Source organism: Falsiroseomonas sp. (assembly GCF_041690465.1).
GTDB lineage: Bacteria > Pseudomonadota > Alphaproteobacteria > Acetobacterales > Acetobacteraceae > Falsiroseomonas.
In genome coordinates this window covers 96246-116752 of sequence record NZ_JAWLHG010000012.1, presented here as the reverse complement: position 1 = coordinate 116752, position 20507 = coordinate 96246, and the positions used below count along the sequence as shown (strand labels likewise).

General features: G+C 72.1%; 20 protein-coding genes. 11 read left to right on the top strand and 9 right to left on the bottom strand.

Features of this window, described 5'->3' with window-relative positions; all coding sequences use genetic code 11:
• The first annotated feature begins 130 nt into the window (after positions 1-130).
• The gene (locus tag ACESM1_RS14140; RefSeq protein WP_372621053.1) at positions 131-892 is read left to right on the top strand and encodes a DUF1194 domain-containing protein; all 762 of its coding nucleotides are present in this window, start codon (positions 131-133) and stop codon (positions 890-892) included.
• 6 nt (positions 893-898) lie between these two features.
• Here the strand turns inward: ACESM1_RS14140 and ACESM1_RS14135 are convergent, their stop codons facing one another.
• Genes ACESM1_RS14135 through ACESM1_RS14125 form a run of 3 tightly spaced genes read right to left on the bottom strand, consistent with a single transcriptional unit; the run spans position 899 to position 3772 of the window.
• Positions 899-1900 carry an asparaginase gene (locus ACESM1_RS14135; RefSeq protein WP_372621051.1) on the bottom strand — a complete coding sequence of 334 codons (1002 nt, stop codon included), beginning with the start codon at positions 1898-1900 and terminating at the stop codon, positions 899-901.
• 13 nt (positions 1901-1913) lie between these two features.
• Positions 1914-2351 (bottom strand): PaaI family thioesterase, encoded by a 438-nt coding sequence (locus ACESM1_RS14130; RefSeq protein ID WP_372621049.1) that lies wholly within the window; start codon positions 2349-2351, stop codon positions 1914-1916.
• 11 nt (positions 2352-2362) lie between these two features.
• Positions 2363-3772, bottom strand: coding sequence for an MATE family efflux transporter (locus ACESM1_RS14125; RefSeq protein WP_372621047.1), 1410 nt, complete (start codon positions 3770-3772; stop codon positions 2363-2365).
• A 266-nt stretch (positions 3773-4038) separates the two neighbouring features.
• Here ACESM1_RS14125 and ACESM1_RS14120 point away from each other — a divergent pair, with 266 nt between their 5' ends.
• Complete coding sequence (locus ACESM1_RS14120; protein WP_372621045.1) at positions 4039-4368, top strand: hypothetical protein; 330 nt, start codon at positions 4039-4041, stop codon at positions 4366-4368.
• A 33-nt stretch (positions 4369-4401) separates the two neighbouring features.
• Here ACESM1_RS14120 and ACESM1_RS14115 read toward each other — a convergent pair whose 3' ends face one another.
• Both ACESM1_RS14115 and ACESM1_RS14110 read right to left on the bottom strand, forming a co-directional pair.
• Positions 4402-5940 carry an ATP-binding protein gene (locus ACESM1_RS14115; protein WP_372621043.1) on the bottom strand — a complete coding sequence of 513 codons (1539 nt, stop codon included), beginning with the start codon at positions 5938-5940 and terminating at the stop codon, positions 4402-4404.
• Positions 5912-6685 (bottom strand): response regulator, encoded by a 774-nt coding sequence (locus ACESM1_RS14110; protein ID WP_372621041.1) that lies wholly within the window; start codon positions 6683-6685, stop codon positions 5912-5914. The genes ACESM1_RS14115 and ACESM1_RS14110 overlap by 29 nt, the downstream gene beginning before the upstream one ends.
• Positions 6686-6956: 271 nt before the next feature.
• On the opposite strand from ACESM1_RS14110, the gene ACESM1_RS14105 reads away from it, so the two are divergent.
• The 5 genes from ACESM1_RS14105 to ACESM1_RS14085 all read left to right on the top strand — a co-directional run bounded on the left by ACESM1_RS14105 (position 6957) and on the right by ACESM1_RS14085 (position 11068).
• Positions 6957-8753, top strand: coding sequence for an IlvD/Edd family dehydratase (locus tag ACESM1_RS14105; RefSeq protein ID WP_372621040.1), 1797 nt, complete (start codon positions 6957-6959; stop codon positions 8751-8753).
• Positions 8754-8835: 82 nt separating this feature from the next.
• Positions 8836-9585, top strand: coding sequence for an SDR family oxidoreductase (locus ACESM1_RS14100; RefSeq protein ID WP_372621038.1), 750 nt, complete (start codon positions 8836-8838; stop codon positions 9583-9585).
• A 67-nt stretch (positions 9586-9652) separates the two neighbouring features.
• Entirely contained in the window at positions 9653-10501 is an 849-nt protein-coding gene (locus tag ACESM1_RS14095) for a fumarylacetoacetate hydrolase family protein (RefSeq protein ID WP_372621036.1), read from the top strand.
• A gap of 1 nt (position 10502) precedes the next feature.
• Complete coding sequence (locus ACESM1_RS14090) at positions 10503-10811, top strand: YdhR family protein (protein WP_372621034.1); 309 nt, start codon at positions 10503-10505, stop codon at positions 10809-10811.
• A gap of 50 nt (positions 10812-10861) precedes the next feature.
• Positions 10862-11068 carry a hypothetical protein gene (locus ACESM1_RS14085; protein ID WP_372621032.1) on the top strand — a complete coding sequence of 69 codons (207 nt, stop codon included), beginning with the start codon at positions 10862-10864 and terminating at the stop codon, positions 11066-11068.
• A gap of 14 nt (positions 11069-11082) precedes the next feature.
• Here the strand turns inward: ACESM1_RS14085 and ACESM1_RS14080 are convergent, their stop codons facing one another.
• Genes ACESM1_RS14080 through ACESM1_RS14070 form a run of 3 tightly spaced genes read right to left on the bottom strand, consistent with a single transcriptional unit; the run spans position 11083 to position 17374 of the window.
• Positions 11083-12618 carry a UxaA family hydrolase gene (locus ACESM1_RS14080; protein ID WP_372621030.1) on the bottom strand — a complete coding sequence of 512 codons (1536 nt, stop codon included), beginning with the start codon at positions 12616-12618 and terminating at the stop codon, positions 11083-11085.
• Between the two features lie 59 nt (positions 12619-12677).
• Entirely contained in the window at positions 12678-16154 is a 3477-nt protein-coding gene (locus ACESM1_RS14075) for an AAA family ATPase (protein ID WP_372621028.1), read from the bottom strand.
• Complete coding sequence (locus ACESM1_RS14070; RefSeq protein ID WP_372621026.1) at positions 16151-17374, bottom strand: exonuclease SbcCD subunit D; 1224 nt, start codon at positions 17372-17374, stop codon at positions 16151-16153. Before ACESM1_RS14070 ends, ACESM1_RS14075 begins: the two co-directional genes overlap by 4 nt.
• A gap of 83 nt (positions 17375-17457) precedes the next feature.
• Here ACESM1_RS14070 and ACESM1_RS14065 point away from each other — a divergent pair, with 83 nt between their 5' ends.
• Positions 17458-18087, top strand: coding sequence for a phosphohydrolase (locus ACESM1_RS14065; RefSeq protein WP_372621025.1), 630 nt, complete (start codon positions 17458-17460; stop codon positions 18085-18087).
• Between the two features lie 12 nt (positions 18088-18099).
• Here the strand turns inward: ACESM1_RS14065 and ACESM1_RS14060 are convergent, their stop codons facing one another.
• Complete coding sequence (locus ACESM1_RS14060) at positions 18100-18660, bottom strand: DUF3592 domain-containing protein (protein WP_372621023.1); 561 nt, start codon at positions 18658-18660, stop codon at positions 18100-18102.
• A 95-nt stretch (positions 18661-18755) separates the two neighbouring features.
• Here ACESM1_RS14060 and ACESM1_RS14055 point away from each other — a divergent pair, with 95 nt between their 5' ends.
• From ACESM1_RS14055 to ACESM1_RS14045, 3 genes are read left to right on the top strand one after another with little or no spacing between them, the layout of a single operon-like run.
• Positions 18756-19256: a YcgN family cysteine cluster protein gene (locus ACESM1_RS14055; RefSeq protein WP_372621021.1), complete on the top strand. Its 501-nt coding sequence runs from the start codon at positions 18756-18758 to the stop codon at positions 19254-19256.
• Positions 19253-20191, top strand: coding sequence for a dihydrodipicolinate synthase family protein (locus tag ACESM1_RS14050; protein WP_372621019.1), 939 nt, complete (start codon positions 19253-19255; stop codon positions 20189-20191). Before ACESM1_RS14055 ends, ACESM1_RS14050 begins: the two co-directional genes overlap by 4 nt.
• Positions 20188-20502 (top strand): cupin domain-containing protein, encoded by a 315-nt coding sequence (locus ACESM1_RS14045; protein WP_372621017.1) that lies wholly within the window; start codon positions 20188-20190, stop codon positions 20500-20502. The genes ACESM1_RS14050 and ACESM1_RS14045 overlap by 4 nt, the downstream gene beginning before the upstream one ends.
• Positions 20503-20507: the final 5 nt, after the last annotated feature.

Sequence of the window (20507 nt, the reverse complement as noted above, 5' to 3'; positions counted from 1 at the left end):
GGGCGTTGACGCCGCGGGCACCACTCCTCCGCGGCCACAGCGAAGTCCACACCGCGCAGCGACGTGAATCGCCGCAGGCCGCCGTCTTGCCGTAATCCTTTCTTCCCGCTGCCGGGCTGGGGAGGGATGCATGCGCAGGCGTGCCCTTTTCGCTGCGGCCGCGATCTGGCCGACCCGGACGGCCGATGCTGGCCCGCAGCACCTGGCGACATCTTCGGCGGAGCATGCCGAAGTCGATCTCTCGCTCGTGCTCGCCACGGACGTGTCGAGCTCGATCAGCGAGGATGAGATGGTGCTCCAGCGGCAGGGCTACTGCGCCGCGCTGACCGACCCGCTCGTGCTGCGAGGCATCGCGACCGGTCCGCACGCCGCGATCGGCGTGGCCTATGTCGAGTGGTCGGGCCTCACCTTCCAGCGCCTGTTGCTGCCCTGGGCGCGCATCGCATCCGCCGCCGAGTCCGAGGCGTGGGCAGCAGCGCTGCTCCGCCGGCCGCTCCCTGCGGCATCGTCGCGGCGCGGCACCGCGATCTCCCGCGGGATCGCCTTCTCCCTCCGCGTCCTGGAGGATACGCCCTGGGCGGCAACGCGCCGGGTCATCGACATCTGCGGCGACGGCCCGAACAACAACGGCGAGCCCGTAGAGAAGGCGCGGGACCTGGCGGTTGCCAAAGGCGTGACACTGAACGGGCTGGCGATCGAGGGCGGCCCCCGGAACGAGACCGGCATCGCGCGGCCCGACACGGTACTGGCGTATTACCGCGCCGCGGTCATCGGCGGCCCGGGCGCCTTCGCGCTCGAGGCGGCCGGCCTGTCCGACTTTGCCGACGCCATGCGCCGCAAGCTGGTGCTGGAAGTCACCGGGACGGAACGGGCGGAGAGCGCCGAGTGCTGAGCGAGGTCATGCGCGCGCGAACAACTCCGCAATCACCGCGCGGTCCTTCGTGCGCGTCAGCGCCAGCATCAGCAGCACCCGCGCCTTCTGCGGGTTCAGGTTGTCTGCGTTCAGGAACCCCTGCGCCGCGTAGCGCTTCGCCGGGAAGGTGCGCCCCGAACCGGCACGCGAGGACAGCACCACGACGCAGCCCGCCGCCATCGCCTCGGCCAGTGCCTCGCGCTCGGCCGGCGTGGTGAAGCCCGGCGCGAAGCAGGCTGCGACGATCCCCTGCGCGCCGGCGCCGAGGAACGCGCGCACCGCCACGCCATCGGCACCCGCGACCGAATAGGTCACGTCCACCCGCGGCGGCGTCGCGATCCCCGCGATGTCGAAGCGCTCGCCCGCCGGCAGCAGGCGCGTCGGGCGCCGCCAGAGGCTGATCCGGTCGGCATCCACATGGCCGAGCGCGCCGACATCGGGGCTGCGGAAGGTCTGCAGCCGGCCGGTGGAGGTCTTGGTGACCTCTCGCGCCGCATGGATCTCCTCGTTCAGCACCACCAGCGCGCCGAGCCCGCGCGACTGCGGATCACCCGCCACCCGCACCGCCGCCACCAGGTTCATCGGCCCGTCGGAGGAAAGACCGGTGAAGGGCCGCTGCGCGCCGGTCACCACGATGGGCAACTCGTTCGGCATGGTCAGCGAGAGGAAGTAGGCAGTCTCCTCCAGCGTCGCCGTGCCATGGGTGACCACGATGCCCGCCAGGTCGGGATGCGCGGCGCGCGTGGCGGCGATGCTGGCCAGCAGCGCCTGCCACTCCGCCCAGCCGATGGCGGTGGAGGGGATGTTGGCGAAGGGCACCGGCACGACCTCCGCCACTTCGGCCAGCGCCGGCACGCCGGCAACGAGTTCCTCCGCCGTCAGGATCGGCCGGCCGGAAGAGGCGTAGTCCTGCGTGTCCAGCGGGCCGCTGCCCTGGCTGGCGATGGTGCCGCCGGTGCCGATCACGGCGATCTTGGGCTTGCTCATCCTGCTTCCCCCATCATCCCGGTTCGTCGCCCTCGAGCACGGCGCAGGTCAGGCGGGAGACGCAGGCCAGCCTGCCATCCGCGCGGCGGATCTCGGTCTGCCAGACCTGGGTGCGGCGGCCGGTGTGGAGCGGGCGGCACTCGGCCGTCACCGTCTCGCCGGGGCGCATCACCGCCAGGTGGTTGGCGTTCACCTCGATGCCGACGGCGTGCTGCCCCTCCGGCAGCGCCAGGATGCAGGCGAGCGTGCCGAGCGTCTCGGAGAGCACGACGCTGACCCCGCCATGCACGATGCCATGTGGCTGCAGGTGCTGCGGCCCGATGGTCATCTCGGCCCGCACCGAATCGGGCAGGATCGCCGTGACGCGGATCCCGAATACGGCGGAAGCGCCGGCCGCCGACAGCCTTGCATTGACCTCGTCGGGCGTCGCCGCCCGCTTCCACACGCCCATGACCGCTCCCTTCAGCGCCGCCGCACCGTCCCTCGGCGCGGCGCGGAAAGCCGCACCCAGCGATGCAGCATCAATCCCGCGACGAGGAAAAGCCCCACCGCCAGCCCGACCCACAGGCCCGGCGCCCCGAAGCCGCCCGGGAAGGCCAGCATCAGGCCAAGCGGCAGCCCCGCCACCCAATAACCGAAGCCGGCGAGCAGCATCGGCACGGCGGTGTCCTTCAGCCCGCGCAGCGCCCCCGCGGCCACCGCCTGCACGCCGTCCGCCAGCTGGAACAGGCCCGCCAGCACCAGCAGCGTCGCGGCCAGCCTGGCGGTCTCGGCCGCGCCGGGATTGGCGGAATGCAGGAAGGCCCAGACGATCACCGCGCCGAACCCGATCAGCACCGCCGCCGAAACCGCCATGAACCCCGCCCCGAGTGCGATCGCCACCCAGCCCGCGCGCGCCGCCGCCCGGCTGTCGCCGGCGCCGGTCGCCAGCCCGACGCGCGCCGTCGCCGCCTGGCCGAGCCCCATCGGCACCATGAAGGTCATCGAGGCCACCTGCACGGCGATGGCGTGCGAGGCCACCGCCACCGCGCCGAGCCAGCCCATGGCGATGGCGGCGAAGGCGAAGGTGGCGATCTCCAGCGCCATGGCGCCGGCGATCGGCAGGCCGATCACCGCCGCCTCCTTCAGCCGCGCCGCATCGAAGCGCCAGAAGCGGCCAAGGATGTGGAAGCGCCGCAGATGCCGGTCACGCGCGATCAGCGCCAGCAGCCCCGCGAGCATCGCCAGGTTGCAGAGCGAGGAGGCGATCCCCGCCCCGACCACGCCGTAGCCCGGCAGGCCCAGCCCGCCATGGATCAGCCAGAGGTTCAGCGGCACGTTGAGCACCACGCCGCCGAAGGCGACGATCAGCGCCGTGCCCGGCCGCTGCTCCGCCGCCAGGAAGCCGCGCAGCGCGATGAAGCCGCAGAAGCAGGGCATGCCCCACATCAAGGCGCGGACGTAGTCGCCCGCCAGCGCCGCCAGGCCCGGCTGCTGCCCGAGCAGCAGCAGCACCCCTTCCGCATGCCAGAGCAGCACCCAGGTCGGCAGCGTGACCGCCGCCACCGCCCAGAAGGCCGCGCGCACGTCCCGCCGCATGCCGCGCACGAAGCCGCGCCCGCGGCCGCGCGTCTGCGCCGCCATCGGCGCCGCCGCCATCGCCAGGCCGAAGCAGGGGGCGAGCGCGGCGAAGAACAGGTTCATCCCGAGCGTCGCCGCCGCCAGCTCCGTCGTGCCGAGCCGGCCGAGGAAGACGGTGTCGGTCAGCGTCAGCGCGAATTGCGAGAGGTTGGTGAGCACCAGCGGCCAGGCGAGCACGAGCATCGCCCGCGCCTCCGCCCGCCAGGCGGAGGCGGCCCGATCGCGCGGCGAGGCGTCGAGGATCGCATCCATGCCGTCCGTTTACCCGTTCGCGCAGGGCGCACCCATGCCCGCCGCGCGGGGCGCGCCCGGGCGTGCCGCATGCCGCGCGCTGCACGCCGCGTCCGACCGGCCGGCGCGGCCCCGGCGCGCTGTTCCAGGCAGTGCAGGTGTTCCTGGAGGAAGCGGCGGCCTGACGCACAAGTTGATTTTTTGTGTCGGTTATTGCGCCGTTCACAACCTCGATAGAGAATGATGGCGCGCCGGGCACTTCCGGCCGCCTCCACGGGACCCTTCCGATGCGATTCCTGCGCCGCGGCCTGCCGGCCGCCCTCCTCCTGATCGGCCTCGCCGCGCCCGCGATGGCGCAGTCCAGCGATCCTTCCTTCCGGATCAACAACCGCTCGGGCGTGACCATCCAGGAGGCCTATGTCTCCTCGGCCGCCCGCAGCGACTGGGGCCAGGACCATCTCGGCCAGAACGTGCTGCACCACGGCCAATCGCTGATCGTGCGGCTGCCGGTTGGCGAATGCGTCAACGACATCAAGCTGGTCTTCGCCAATGGCCGCTCGCTGGAGCGGCGCAACGTGAACACCTGCGGGATCACGGACTACAACATCGATCCGTGACACGGCGCCGGGCGTGCGATGCGCGCGCGGCGGCTACCCGGCGGCGAGCGGCAGCCTGACCACGAAGGTCGCGCCGCCGCCCTCGGTGTCCTCCACCGCGATGCTGCCGCCATGGGCCTTGGCGATGGTGCGGCAGAGTGCGAGCCCCACGCCGGTGCCCTCGCCATCGGGCTTGGTGGTGAAGAACGGGTCGAACACCCGCTCGCGCAGCGCCGTGGGCACGCCAGGACCATTGTCGGCGACACGCAGCACCACCTGCTTGCCTTCGCGCCGCAACGACACCGTTATCCGCTGCGCCCGCGTCGCGTCGGCTGAACCGGCCAGCGCTGACCGCGCATTGCCGACCAGGTTGCCGACGAGGTGCGCGATCTGGTCGGCATCGCCGCTGATCGGCGGCAGACCCGGTTCCAGATCCACCCGCAGCTCGATCCCTGCGGCGCGCGCCGTCTCGATGGTAAGGTCGAGCCCGGCCTCGACCGCCTGCGCCAGGTTCACCGGCTCCCGCCGCGCCGGCTTCTGGCGGGCGGAGGCGAGCAGGCTGGCGACGATCCGCCCGCAGCGCTCGGCCGCCAGCCGCACCTTCTCGGCACGTTCGGCCAGCGGCGTACCCTCCGCCTCCTCTGCCAGCAGCAGCGATTGCGCGGCGACCACTGCGAGCGGGTTGTTGATCTCGTGCGCGACGCCGGCGAGCAGCGAGGCGATCGCGGAAAGCCGTTCGTTGCGCCGCAGTGCGTCGCGGCTGGCGCGGCGGGCGCGCTCCGCCTCGCGGCGGGCGGTGATGTCCACATAGGTGTTGACGATGGTGCCGTCGGCCAGCCGCTCGCGCCGCACCTCGATGCAGCGGCCATCCGGGCGCATCTCCTCGAAGCGGCCGATCGGTGCGGTCATGATCTGCGCCACGCGGGTGACGACCAGGTCCTCCTCGGGGCGGCAGTCATCCTCATGCGGGTAGAACTCGTTGCGGCGGACGCGTTCGCGCACGAAATCGGCCAGCGGCGTGCCCGGCGTGGCGAGGCGGTCGGGGAAGCCGTACATCCGCAGGAATCCGCGATTGGCGAGCACGATCCGCGCATCGGGACCGACGATGTTCACGCCATCTGCGATGCCTTCCAGGATGGCGCGCAGATGCGCGCGTTGCGCCGCCGCCTCCTCCTCGCGCCGCTTCAGCTCGGTCAGGTCGCGCATGTAGTTGATGAAGGCCGGCGGCGGGCCGCCGCCGCCGCCGAAGGGGGCGAAGGTGTAGGCGATGTAGCGGCGCGCATTGCGCCGGTAGTCCACCCAGCCCTCGGTGTTCACCGTCTCCCCCGCCAGGGCGCGGTCGGAGATCGGCATCAGCTTGTCCGACAACTCCTTCCCGATCAGCTCCACCGTCGTCATCCCGATGATCTCCTCGGGGGGACGGCCGGCGAACTCGGCGAATTCGCGGTTGACGTAAAGGTAGCGCCGCTCGCGCGAGATCACCGCGACGCGCGCCGGCGCCACGTCCAGCACGCCGCGCAGCAGCGCGAGTTCGGAGACGGGCGCGGGCAGATCCACCTTGTCCTCAGGCTTCGGCAGTCGGATCGAAGACATAGCCGGCACCGCGGATGGTCTTGATCACCGCCGGCCGCTCCGGCACCGCTTCCACCTTGCGGCGGATGCGGGCGATGCGGACGTCGATCGAGCGGTCGAAATGCTCGTCACCGCGGGGGTGTGCGATGTCGAGCAGCGTCTCCCGGCTCAGCACGCGGCCGGGGCGTTCGGCGAAGGCGCGCAGCAGCGCGAACTCACTGGGCCCGAGCGGGATCTCCGCCCCGTCCGGCCCGGTGAGCCGCCGCGCATCGAGGTCGAGCACGGTGCGCCCCATGCGCACGCGGCGGCCCGCCGGCACCGCCGGTGTGGTCGGCGGCGGCGCCGCGGCGGGGGCGGCGGCGGCCGGAGCGACGCCGCCCACGGCCTGCTGCGTGGCCTCCCGCCGGCGCAGCACGGCGCGCATCCGCGCCAGCAGCTCGCGCAGGTCGACCGGCTTGGCGATGTAGTCGTCGGCGCCGACCTCGAGCCCGACGACACGATCCACCACGTCGCCTGCGGCGGTCAGCATCACGATCCCGATATCGCCCTCGGCGCGCAGCGCGCGGGCGAGGGAGAGCCCGTCCTCACCAGGCATGGCGATATCGAGCAGGACGAGGTCGGCCGGACGCTCGGCGAGCTGGCGCCGAAGGTCGGCCGCGTCCTCCGCGCGGCGCACGTCGAGGCCGCGGCGGGCGAGGTACTCGGCCACGGCGTCGCGCAGATCGGGCTCGTCGTCGCAGACGATGATGGCGGCGGTTTCCGCCATGGGACCCTCCTCATTCTCCCTCGGCTGCCGACTCGCACCGGGCCATCGGGCGCCGCCGGCGGATGACCCTTGCAACATGTCGGGAAGCGGCATGCAACTCCGGACATGCTTTCCCGTGCTTCGCAGCCTCTCCCCTGTCGCCGCGGGCCGGGGCCTCTCGCGGCGATGCGCGCATGGCGGGGCTGCCGATCCGGCACCGCGCCGGGCGTTGACAGGCGGCCGGCCGGGCGCCTCACTCCCCCCGCGGGTAAAGACTGAGCGGGAGGGCGCCATGGCCGACGACCACGACCAGACCAAGAAGCAGTTCAAGCTGCGCAGCCAGCGCTGGTTCGACGACCCCGCCGACCCCGGCATGACCTCGCTCTACTGCGAGCGCCAGCTGAATTTCGGCATGACCTTCGACGAATTGCAATCCGGCCGCCCGATCATCGGCATCAGCCAGACCGGCAGCGACATCGCCCCCTGCAACCGCCATCACACCATCCTGGCGCAGCGCGTCAGGGAGGGCATCCGCGACGCCGGCGGCGTGCCGCTGGAATTCCCGGTGCACCAGATCCAGGAGACGCTGAAGCGCCCGACCGCGGCGCTGGACCGCAACCTGCAATACCTCTCCCTCGTCGAGATCCTGCACGGCTACCCGCTGGATGGCGTGGTGCTGACCATCGGCTGCGACAAGACGCCGGGCGCTGCGCTGATGGCGGCCGCGACGGTGAACATCCCGGCCATCGCGCTCTCCGGCGGGCCGATGCTCGATGGCTGGTACAATGGCCGCCTGGTCGGCTCCGGCACTGTGGTGTGGGAAGCGCGGCGTCGGCTCGCCGCCGGCGAGATCAACAATCGCCAGTTCATGGAAGCGGTCGCCGCCAGCTCCACCTCCTGGGGCCATTGCTCCACCATGGGCACGGCGCTGTCCATGAACAGCCTGGTGGAGGCGGTCGGCATGAGCATGACCGGCTGCGCCGCCATCCCCGGGCCCCACCGCGAACGCGCGCAGATGGCCTACTACACCGGGCGGCGCATCGTGGAGATGGTGCAGCAGAACCTTCGCCCCTCCGACATCATGACGCGCAAGGCGTTCGAGAACGCGGTGGCGGTGGCCTCCGCAATCGGTGCCTCCTCCAACTGCCCGCCGCACATGATCGCCATCGCGCGGCACATGGGCGTGGAGCACACGCTGGAGGACTGGCAGCGCGTCGGCGCCGACATCCCGCTGCTGGTGGATTGCCAGCCCGCCGGCCGCTTCCTCGGCGAGGGCTTCCACCGCGCCGGCGGCATACCGGCGGTGATGAAGGAATTGCTGGAAGCCGGCCGCCTGCATGGCGACGTGATGACGGTCACCGGGAAGACGGTGGCGGAGAACCTGGCCGAGATCCCGCTGTCGCGCGACCGCGAGGTGATCCGCGCCTATGCGAAGCCGATGAAGGAGAAGGCCGGCTTCCTCGTGCTGACCGGCAACCTGTTCGACAGCGCGGTGATCAAGATCAGCGTCATCGACGAGGAGTTCCGCAAGCGCTTCCTCTCCGAGACGCCGGACGTGTTCGAAGGCAAGGCCGCGGTCTTCGAGGGGCCGGAGGACTATCACGCCCGCATCGAGGATCCCGCGCTCGGCATCGACGAGAAGACCGTGCTGGTGATCCGCAATTGCGGCCCGGTCGGCTACCCGGGCTCGGCCGAGGTGGTGAACATGCAGCCGCCGGCGGCGCTGATCAAACGCGGCATCAACGCGCTGCCGACGATGGGCGACGGGCGGCAGAGCGGCACCTCCGGCTCGCCATCCATCCTCAACGTCACGCCGGAAGCGGCGGTCGGCGGCGGGCTGGCGCTGCTGCGGAACGGCGACCGCATCCGCATCGACCTGAACACGCGGCGCGTGGACGTGCTGATCCCGCAGGAGGAACTGGATGCGCGCCGCGCCGCCTGGGCGCCGCCGCAGCTGGTGAACAAGACGCCTTGGGAGGAGATCTACCGCACCCATGTCGGCCAGCTCGGCACCGGCGCCTGCCTGGAGCCGGCAACGCTGTACCTGAACATCCTGGAGACGCGCGGCGAGAGCCGGCACAATCACTGATGCCATCTCCCTCCCCTACGAAGCGGGGGGGTCGGGGTGGGGGCATCGCCCTGCCTTGCAAGCCATCGGGGGAACCACACACATGCCCGCCCGCCTTTCCGGCAAACGCGCCCTGATCACCGCCGCAGCGCAAGGCATCGGCCGCGCCACGGCGCTCGCCTTCGCTGCCGAGGGCGCCGAGGTGATCGCCACCGACAAGGATGCGGCGAAGCTCGCCGAACTCCGTGCGCCCGGGATCACCACGCATGTGCTCGACATGCTCGACCCCGCGGCGATCGAGGCGGCGGCGAAGCAGGCCGGCGCGCTCGACATCCTGTTCAACTGCGCCGGCTTCGTGCACCAGAACACCATCCTCACCGCGACGGAGGCGGAGTGGGACTTCGCCTTCGATCTCAACGTCCGCTCGATGTGGCGGATGACGCGCGCGGTGCTGCCCGGGATGATCGAACGCAGGCGCGGCGCCATCGTGAACATGAGCTCCGCCTGCTCCTCGCTGAAGGGGGCGCCGAACCGCTTCGTCTACGGCACCACCAAGGCGGCGGTGATCGGACTGACCAAGTCGGTCGCCACCGAATACGTGCGCGACGGCATCCGCTGCAACGCGATCTGCCCGGGCACGGTGGACACGCCGAGCCTCGGCGAACGCATCGCCGCGAATGCCGGCGAGGCAGGCGGACTGGATGCGGCGCGCGCCGCCTTCGTGGCGCGCCAGGCGATGGGAAGGCTGGCGACGGCCGAGGAGATGGCGGCGCTCGCGGTTTATCTCGCCAGCGACGAGAGCGCCTTCGTCACCGGCCAGGCGATCGTCATCGACGGCGGCTGGATGTTGTAGGGTTCGTACGGCGGGCCGCCCGGAGCGGGACTAGCCCGGGAACGTTGCACAGGTTAGGGATCACGCCATGAAGCTCCTTCGATACGGTCCCGCCGGCGCCGAGAAGCCCGGCATGCTCGATGCGTCGGGCACCATCCGCGACCTGTCCGGCGTGATCGCCGACCTGCGCGGCGATGCCCTTTCGCCCGCGAGCCTGGCGAGGATTGCGGCACTCGACCCGGCCAGCCTGCCGGCGGTGCAGGGCAATCCGCGCCTCGGCCCGCCGGTCACCGGGCTGACCAACTTCGTCTGCATCGGCCTGAACTACGCGGACCATGCGGCGGAGACGGGTGCCGCCATCCCGAAGGAGCCGATCGTCTTCCTGAAGTCGCTCGGTGCGCTGTGCGGGCCGAACGATGACGTCATCATCCCGAAGGACTCGGTGAAGACCGACTGGGAAGTGGAACTTGCGGTCATCATCGGTAGCACGGCGAAATGCGTGCCGGAAGAGAAGGCCATGGACCACGTCGCCGGCTACGCCGTCTGCAACGACGTCTCCGAGCGCGAATGGCAGATCGAGCGCGGCGGCTCCTGGGACAAGGGCAAGGGCTGCGACACCTTCGGCCCGCTCGGCCCCTGGCTGGTGACGAAGGACGAGATCGCCGATCCGCAGGACTTGGCGATGACCCTAGATGTGGACGGCGTGCGCAAGCAGGACGGTTCGACCCGCACCATGATCTTCGGCGTGCGCCACTTGGTTTCCTACGTCTCGCACTTCATCACGCTCCATCCGGGCGACGTGATCTCCACCGGCACGCCGCCAGGCGTGGGGCTCGGCCAGAAGCCGCCGATGTTCCTCAAGGCCGGGCAGACGATGAAGCTCTCGATCCAGGGCCTCGGCGAGCAGGTCCAGCGGACCGTCGCCTACGGGGGCTGAGATGGGCGACGTCACCGTCCTGATCTTCGATTTCCCGAACGACGCCTTCGGTCCCGACCGGACCGAGGCGCTGAAGCCGCTGGCCGAGGACATTGCCGGCCAGCACGGGCTGCTTTGGAAGATCTGGACCGAGGAGCCCGCGCGGGGCCGCGCCGGCGGGGTGTATCTGTTCGAAAGCCGCGCGGCCGCGGAGGCCTATCACGCGATGCACGCGAAGCGCCTCGCCGCGCGCGGCATCACGGGGATCGAGGCCATCTATCGCGGCGTCAACGAGGGGCTGAGCCGCATCGACCGCGCCCCCATCCCGTAACCGGTGGCGCGCCCCCGCGTTGTTCTGGCGGACCTTGGCGGGAGGCGGGCATGGGAGCCTGGGTTGCTCTGGTACTGGCGGTGTCGGGCGGTCCCGCCACCCTGGAGACTCGCTACTTCGAAACCGCCGCGGCCTGCCAGGAATGGGCCAACCGCATCACCACCCCGGCCATGGCCCTGCGCCCCGATGCCGGCCACCAGGTCGCGCAATGCTTCCACGTGCGGGAGCTGATCGCGCGCCTGGCCCAGGGACGGTGAGCGGGCGCTGAGCCTCACATCGTCGCGCCGAGCACCCAGGGCGCGAATTCGCTGCTGCCGAAATCGTAGCTCTCGCTCTTCGTCCGCTCGCCGCCCGCAACCCGCAGCATCATCTCGAAGATCCGCTCACCGCACTCCGCCACGCTCTCCTCGCCGGTGAGGATGGTGCCGCAGTTCACGTCCATGTCCTCGCTCATCCGCTCATACATCGCCGAGTTGGTGGCGAGCTTGATCGAGGGCGTGGGCTTCATGCCGAACACGCTGCCGCGGCCCGTGGTGAAGCACAGCAGGTTGGCCCCGCCCGCCACCTGGCCGGTCGCGCCCACGGGGTCGTAGCCGGGCGTGTCCATGAAGACGAAGCCCTTCGCCGTGACGGGCTCGGCATAGTCGTACACGGCCGTCAGGTTGGTGGTGCCACCCTTCGCCATGGCGCCGAGCGACTTCTCCAGGATGGTGGTCAGCCCGCCCGCCTTGTTGCCGGGCGAGGGGTTGGCGTTCATCTCCGCCCCTTCGCGCGCCGTGTACTCCTCCCACCAGCGCATCTTCGCCACCAGCTTCTCGCCCACCTCGCGCGAGGTGGCGCGGCGCGTCAGCAGATGCTCGGCGCCATAGGTCTCCGGCGTCTCGGAGAGGATCACCGTGCCGCCATGGCGCACCACCAGGTCGCTCGCCGCACCCAGCGCCGGGTTGGCGGTGATGCCCGAATAGCCGTCCGAGCCGCCGCATTGCAGCGCCACGATCAGCTCGGACGCCGGCACCGGCTCGCGCTGCACGCGGTTGGATTCGGCCAGCACCTCCCGCACGAAGGCGATGCCGGCTTCCACGGTCTTCCGCGTGCCGCCCATCTCCTGGATGTCCATGTTGCGCAGGCGGCCGGCGAGCTTCTGCTCCTCCAGCATCGGGCCGAGCTGGTTGACCTCGCAGCCGAGGCCGATGGCGATCACATGGCTGAAGTTCACGTGCCGCGCGAAGCCGGCCAGGGTGCGTCGCAGCAGGCGCAGCGGCTCGCCCATCGTCATGCCGCAGCCCGTCTTGTGGGTCAGCGCCACCACCCCGTCCACGTTCGGGAATTCCGCCAGCGGGTCGTGGCCGGCGATGGGGTTGCGCTTGAAGGCGTCGGCGATGAGGTCGGCGACATGCGCCGAGCAGTTCACGCTGGTGACGATACCGATGTAGTTGCGCGTCGCCACGCGGCCATCGGCGCGGCGGATGCCCATGAAGGTGGCGGGCTGCGGCACGAACAGCGTGGGTTTCGCATCCACGCCCCAGGCGTAGTCCTTGCTGAAATCGCCCATCGCGCAGTTGTGGGTGTGCACCCAGTCGCCCGGCGCGATCGCCTCGGTGGCGAAGCCGATGATCTGGCCGTAACGGCGGATCGCTTCTCCCGTGGCGTGCGGCCGCACCGCCACCTTGTGCCCGGGCGGAATGCGCCGCGCGCCGACCGCGACGCCCTCGGCCACCGGCGTGCCCGGCGGCAGCCCGATGCGCGCGATCACCACGCCGTCCTCCGGCGACAGGCGGATCACGGGCGGCAGCGTGGTGGCATCCATGGTGGCGTTCCTTCCCTCGTCGCGCGGCAGCTTACGCCGGCCGCCGCTCCCGCCAAGCCTCAGGCGGCGGGCAGTTCCTGCACATGCACCCCGGGCTGCCGGCGCGCCAGATCGGCGATATGCGCGTGGTGGGTGAACAGGATCGCCTGCACCCGCTGGCCGAGTTCCGCCAGCAGCGCGATGGCGGCCGCGGCGCGGGTGTCGTCGAAGGTTGCCAGCAGGTCGTCGGCGATGAAGGGCAGCGGCTCGGCGCCGGCGGCATGCGCCTCCACCGCGGCGACGCGCAGCGCCAGATAGAGCTGGTCACGGGTGCCTTCGCTCAGTGCCTCCACGGGGCATTCGGTGCGATCTTCGCGCACGGCGCGCAAGACGGTGCGGCTCGCCTCGTCCTGGTCGGTGACGACCCGGAGGTAGCGGCCCGCGGTGAGCAGGGCGAGATGCGCGCCCGCGGCGCGCAGCAGCGGCCCCTGCTGGTCCTGCCGGATGCGCTCGATCGCCGCCTGCAGCAGCGTGCGCGCGAGGTGCAGCCGCGCATAGCGTTCGGCCGCGGACTGCGCCTCGGCGAGATGGTGCCGCGCCTCCTGCGCATGCGCGGCGGCGTCGCGGCCGGCCTGCAACGCGGCAAGTCGCGTCTCGACCGCCTGCCGGTCGGCGCCGAGCTTGGTCAGCGCGCGGTCGCGCTCCGTCTGGCCGGCCTCGATCTCGGCGAGCCGCGCCTCAGCAAGATCATGGTCCACGCCGTCGGCCTCGGTGCGGAGCGCGGCTTCGTCCAGCCCGGCGCCCTGGCGCAGCAGTTCGCCTTCCAGCCCGGCGATCTCGCCGCGCAGCGCATCGCGCCGCTCGGCACGGCGGATCGCCTCCTCGAGCGCGACGAGGTCGGCAGCCCCGGCGGCCTCGCGCAGCGCCGCGATCTCGCGCTCGGCGGCGGCCTGGCTGCGCTGCGCCGCCTCGGCGGCGTTGCGGCGGTCCTGGATCTGCTTCGACAGCGCCTGCGCGTCGCGCTGCGCGTTGCGGGCTTCGGCGAGGCGCCGGGCGAGGCGGGCCACCGCCGGCGCTGCGGGCTCCGCCGGATCTTCGGCCCCGAGCCGTGTGAGCAGCGCGCAGGTCGCTGCGGCGAAGCTGTCGGCCGCGTCCTGCATGGCGGCGACGCGCGCCGCATCGCCGCGCCAGGCGCGCGCGGCTTCGGCGATGCGCGTCCAGGCGGCGAGCGCGGCTTCCAGATCCTCCGCGGTCGCGCCGGGCGCAAGCCCGAGCGCGGCGGCGGCGGGGCGCCATTCGGCCTCGAAGGCGCCGAGTTCCGCCGTCGCATCGTCGTGGCGGCCACGCGCTTCCACGGCGCGCGCGCGCTCCTGCTCCACGCGTTCGGCCAGGCTGCGATGCGCCGCCTCGGCCGCCTCCGCCGCGGCGCAACGTTCCTCGGCCTGCGCCAGCAATGCGGCGAGCGTCGGCGTCGCCGCCGCGTCCGGCGCCAGCGCAAGCAGTGCCGTGCGCGCCTCCGCGCGCCGCCCGGCAATGCCGTCGCGCCGCTGCCGTGCCTCGGTCGCCAGCTCGGCGAGGCGCAGGATCTCGTCGCGCTGGCGGCGCCATGCCGCCATGGCCTCGCCGCCCTGTGGCGTGATGCCGGCCGGTGCCCAGAGCGCAATCCACGCGTCCTCGGCGATCGCGGCGGCCTGGCCGGTCGCGGCGACTGCCGAAGCGGCCTCCGCCTGCCTCGCGCGCAGCAGCGCGAGGCGTGCCGATTTCGCGGCGTAGTCGTTGACGCGCTGCGCATCGTCGGCACGCGCATCTGCGAGCCGGTCGGCGGCATCGCGCAGCGCTTCGAAGGCATCGGGCAGCGGGCCCTCGGGCAGGCCGGCGCGGTCCTCCGGCGGCGGCGCGCCGCTCTCGATCGCACGACGGATCAGGCGCCAGGCGGCATCGCGGCGCGCGCGTTCGGCGGCGATCACCTCGCGCGTCGGCACCGTCTCGCCACGGGCGAGATGCGCGAGCGCTTCCTCCAGCGCGGCGGTCTCCGCGACGAGCGTCGCGGCGGCATCGCGGGCGGCTTCGGCCTCGGCGCGTGCCTGTGCGAGGCGTTGCGCGGCGGCCTCGGTTGCGGGCTGCAGCGGCACCGGGCAGGCGGCGAGCGCCGCCGCATCGCCCGACCAGAGCGGCAGGGCGGCGAGCGCCGCGGCGGCACGCTGCTCCGCCTCTGCGAGCGCGCGCTCCGCGGCGGCGAGCTCACGGTCCAGCGGGCCCTCGCCGCGTGCCGCCTCAACGGCGCGGCGCAGCGGCGCGGCGGCGGGCGGCGGCGCCGCTTCCGCAAGCCGCGCCTTCGCCTGCTCCAGCCTGCGCTCCGCCTCGCGCAGCGCCTGCGCCTCCGTTGCCAGACGGGTGAGGAGCTCGGTGCGGCGGCGGATCAGCGCCTGCGCCTTCTGCCGCTCGGCCGGCTTCGGCACCGCCTCGCGGATCGCCTCGGCCGGTTCGCTGAGGCCGAGCTGCAGCGCGGCCTCCTCCACCGTTGCGCGGCATTCGGCGACCTTGCGCTGCACCTCGGGCAGGTCGCGCTGCGCATTGGCGGCGGCGCTGCGCTGCTCGGCCAAGGCGTCGATCTCGTCCTGCACGGCGAGCACCGGCGCATCCTGCGGCAGGGCGTCGCGTTCGGCTTCGAGCCGCGCGGCCTCGGCGGCTTCGCGGCGCATATCCTCCTGGGCCTGGCGCAGCGCCTCGGTCAGGCGGCGCAGCGTCGCGGCGGCGCCGGGCGGCAGGCTGGGGGCGTCCGCCACCTCGGCAAGCTCGCGCCGCCGCGCATCGAGCTGTGCGAGCAGCGGCAGCACGCGGCGCGTGCGTTCCAGCCGCCCGCGCTCCCGGCTCAGCGCGCCGGCTTCGCGCGTGGCGTTCTCCAGCTCGGCGGTGATGCGGCGCTGGTCCTCCAGGGCATCGAGCCATTCGCGCGGCTTGATCGCCGCTTCCTCGGCGGCGCGATGCGCCTCGCGCCAGGCCTCCGTCGCGCTGGCCAGGCGGCGCCGGCCGCGGCCATCGCCGTGCAGCGCCTTCGCCTGCTCGTCGAGATGGTCGAGCGCCTTGCGCAGATTGGGCAGGCCCATGCCGGCGAGCAGGCTCTCGCCGGCTTCGCCGCCGCTCTGCAGCAGGGACAGCGCGCCGCGTCGCAGCGTCTCGCCGTTCAGGCCGTAGGTGGTCTCGAACAGGTCGCGGCCGGCGCCGCCGAGCAGGCGCGCCAGCGATGTCTCCGGCAGCGGTGTCTCCGCCGTGTCGAGCAGGGTGTTCTGCCGTCCCTTGCGGCGCAGGAAGGCGGCTTCCGTGCCGTCCGCGGCTGTCACGGTGAAGCCGAGCCGAAGCTGCGCAGTATCGAAGCGGAAGGCGAACGGGGTGAGGTGCGGGAAGCCGAACAGCGCATCGCCGATCGCAGCCAGCGCGGTGGACTTCCCCGCCTCGTTGGCGCCGAGCACCACATGCAGCGCCGCCTCGCGCGGGAAGTCGAGCGCGACATCGGCGAGATGGCCGTAGCGCAGCAGATCGAGACGGAGCAGCCTCATCCACGGCCCTCGGCGAGGATCACGGCCTCGGCGATCTGCCACGCCTCCCGGGCGAGCTGCGTCAGGCCCGCGGCGTCGCTGGGCAGCGAGAGCCCCTCGCGGGCGGGAAGCGGCACCTTGCCGCGCAGCGCAGCGATCTCCGCCAGCAGGGCCTCGACGCGGCCGGGATCGGAGAGGCCGGCGGCGAAGGCGGCGCGCAGCGGCTCCAGCGTATCCGCGGCCTGCAGGCGCAGCGGCTGTGTGCGCACGCGCACCGCCTCCACCCAGAGATCGCCGCCCGCCTCGATCGCGGCGTTGCGGCATTCCGCGGCGAGGCGTTCGGCATCGGTCGCAAGGGCGGCGTGAAGCGGCGTCTCGCCGCGCAGCTCCAGCCGGGCGAGCAGGGGGCGGTCCTCGGCGCCGGCAAGCGCCGCCTGCACCGCCGTCGCGATGCGGCCGGTGAGGGTCGCGACATCGGCGCCCTCCGCATCCACCTCCAGCACCGCCCAGCGCAACGTGTCCAGCGTGCGGTGCTCGATGGCGACGACGCGGCGGTCCTCCACCGTCACCAGCGTGCAGCCCTTGGCGCCGGTCTCGCGCGCATGGCGGCCCTGGGTGTTGCCGGGGAAGACGATCCAGGGGCGCTCATGCAGCACGCGGCGGGAATGGATGTGGCCGAGCGCCCAGTATTCGTAGCCCTTCAGCGCCAGCCGCCCCGGGCTGCACGGCGCATAGGTCTCGTGCTCGCCGGGATCCTCGCCGGAGGTGTGCAGCACGCCGATGTTGAGCATGTCGCGCAGCGGCTCGCAGTAGCTCTCGGAGAGATCCTCCGGCACTGCGCGCTTCGGGAAGGAATGGCCGTGCAGCGCGACGCCGAGCTCGGGCAGGCTATGCGTCTGGCAGGTCCGGACGGAGAACTCGCGCACATTGGGCGGCAGGCGCAGATCCCGGGAGATGACCGAATGCGCATCATGGTTGCCGCGCAGCAGGAAGCAGGGGCGGCCGAGGCGCTTCATCTGCTCGGCGAAGAACAGGCCGGTGGAGAAGTCCTTCCAGTCGCCATCGTAGAGATCGCCGGCGATGACGACGAAGGCGACATCCTCGGCCAGCGCCAGGTCCACCATCGCGGCGAAGGCGCGGCGGGTGCAGTCGCGCAGCAGGCCGGGCGGCAGGTCCGCCCGCGCCTGGAGGCCGGCGAGCGGGCTGTCCAGATGGATGTCGGCAGCGTGCAGGAACTTCATCGCCGCTACGATGCGGGCTGCTCCGGCGCGGCGCAATGGCCGGCCCCCTTTACGCCGCTTGCCAGCGGTTGCATCAGGCCGCGATGACGGGCGGAACGATGGCCGGGGCGAAGCCGGCGAGGGCCTGGGTGCGGCTGCCCTCCGGCCGGCGGCTCGACCTGCTGGCGCCGACGCCCTTCGACTGGACCGACGAGGATCTGGCCACCGGCCTGTCGCGGACCTTCCGCTGGGGCGGGCATTCGGTGTGGCCGGCGCCGCTTTCGGTGGCGCAGCATTCGCTGGCGGTCCTCGCGCTGCGGCGTGCCGCGAAACCCGCCGCCACGCGCATCGCCCTGCGCCGCGAGCTGCTGCACGACGCGGAGGAGGGGCTGACCAATTTCGATTGCATCTCGCCGCTCAAGCCGTTCCTGGGCGCCGGCTTCCTCGAGCTGCAGCAGCGCCTGGCGGCGGTGATCGCGGCCCGCTACGCGCTGCCGCCCTGGGGCGATGAGGAGCGGAAGCTTCACAAGAAGCTCGACATCGCCATGGCCGCGGCGGAGGCGGTGCATGTCGCGGGCTGGTCGCGGGCGGAGGTGCGCGCCACCCTCGGCATCCGCGCCGCGGTAATGGAAACCGATCCGCTCGCGGCCGAGTTCGGCGGCACGCCCTGGGAGCCCTGGCCACCGGAGACCGCCGCCTCACGCTTCCTGGCGGCGCTGAAGCGCCTTGCCTGAGAAGACAAATTCCTAGTTTAGCCCGCGCCACGGCCATGGTGGCCAGAGTGTCCTCAGGTGCAAGGTGGCGCCGCGAGCAACACGGATGAAGGCGGGGATCATAATCCACGCACCGAGCGCATCGAGAATCAGGCTGCCCAGAATCTCGCCGCCGCTGCGAAGAATCGGGCGCGTCGCAGGTGACTCGGGATCGTAGCGGATCGTGATGGCGCTGCCCGGCGTAACGGTTCGCCACGGAAGTGGAGACACAGCGACGGCGACTGTCACGTCCTGTCCGGCGGCAGTGGTGAACCTGAGAGCCTGCCGACGCAGCCTGATGTCTCCTGGCGCGAGTGGCGGCCGTGCATGAATAGCTTCGGGTGCGCCGCCCGGCTCGTCATGAGCCAGCACGATCCCCGTCACCTGCTCTGTCGTCGCGAGCAGACGCGCATCCTCAGCTATCGACAGTGGCGTCGCGAGAGCCACCCACCCGGCACAGAGCCACCAGAACGCGCGCAGGGCTCGGTGCGTCCCGGCCGGCGGCGGCGACGGGGCCGCAGGGCGCGGCGCCCAGGGATTGTTGCGGCCATGCATGGTAAGGGGACCCGATGTGCGAAGCTGGCCGTATCGTCAAGCGGCGAGGCGGGGACATTCTGGTCAGTGGCGCCTGGAGGCTCTAAGGAAGCCCCATGACGGCCACGCAGCCCTTCTGGCGCCGCAAGACGCTCGCGGAGATGAGCCGCGCGGAGTGGGAGTCCCTCTGTGACGGCTGCGGGCGCTGCTGCCTGCACAAGCTGCGCGACGAGGAGACCGGCGAACTCGCCTGGACCAATGTCGCCTGCCGCCTGCTCGATACCCAGAGCTGCCGCTGCACCGACTACGCCAATCGCAAGGCCCGCGTGCCGGATTGCGTGAAGCTCACGCCGAAGAAGGTCGCCGGGATCGACTGGCTGCCGCCCACCTGCGCCTATCGCCTGCTGGCCGAGGGGCAGGACCTGCCCTGGTGGCACCCGCTGGTCTCCGGCGATCCGGAGACGGTCGCCCAGGCTGGCGTCTCCGTGCGCGGCAAGGCGATCCGCGAGCGCGAGGCAGGGTCGCTCGCAGACCACATCGTCCCCTGGCCCGGCCGCACGCCGCGCGCCGCCAGGCCCCGCAAGCCCGATCCAGACGGAAGGACCTCGACACCATGAAGGATGCGCTGTTCGGTGGCGTCAACGCCGCCGCGCTCACGGCGATGAAGCCGGATTTCTCGCCCGACCTCGACCGCTTCGCCGGCCACTGCAAGTGGCTGCTGGCGAACGGCTGCAACGGGCTGGGCATCCTCGGCACCACCGGCGAGGCGAACAGCTTCGGCTTCGACGAGCGCAAGCAGATCCTGGAGGGCATCCTGGCGCGCGGCGTGCCCGCCACGGCGCTGATGCCGGGCACCGGAACGGCGTCCCTGACCGACACGGTGGAGCTGACGAAGCACGCCAAGGCGCAGGGCTGCCGCGGCGTGCTCGTGCTGCCGCCCTTCTACTACAAGGGCCCGAGCGACGACGGGCTGTTCGCGTATTTCTCGGAGGTGGTGAACCGCGTCGGCGGCGGCATCGCGCTGTATCTCTACCACTTCCCGCAGCAGAGCGCGGTGCCGTTCAGCCTGGACCTGATCGGTCGGCTGCTGAAGGCCTTCCCCGGCGTGATCAAGGGCGTGAAGGACAGCTCCGGCGACTATGCCAACATGAAGGCGATGATCGACAACTTCGCCAAGGACGGGTTCGAGGTCTATTCCGGCTCCGACGAGTTCGTGCAGCGCATCCTGGCCGATGGCGGCGCGGGTTGCATCACCGCGGCCTCGAACGTCAATGCGCGCTTCGGCCAGGTCGTCTACCAGAAGCGCACGGGCGCGGAGGCGGACGCGGCGCAGGCGGTGCTGAACGCGACCCGCAAGGCCGCGACCGCGGTGCCGCTGATCCCGGGCCTGCGCGAGATCATCGCGCGCAGCACGGGTGACGCGAACTGGCGCGTGATCCGCCCGCCGCATCTGCCGCTCTCGGCCGAGCAGGGCCAGAAGGCGTGGGACGCGATGCAGGCCGCCGGCGCGCTGCCGCTGCCGGGGCTCGGCATGGCGAAGGCCGCGGAATGAACGAGCCGCTCCGCTGCCGGGAGCCTGCGACGGGCACGGTGCAGCTCGACGATGCGCATGTGAAGGTCACGCGCTGGGACTTCGCTCCCGGCGCGGAGACCGGCTGGCATCGGCATGGCATGGCCTATGTCGTCGTGCCCGTCACCGACGGGACGCTGCTGCTCGAACTGCCCGGCGGCGACACGATGACGGCGGAGCTGAAGGCGGGCGTCAGCTACGCGCGGCCCGCCGGGGTGGAGCACAACGTCGTGAATGCCGGCACGGCGCTTCTCTCCTTCGTCGAGATCGAGATGAAGCACCTGCCGGGCTGATGCCC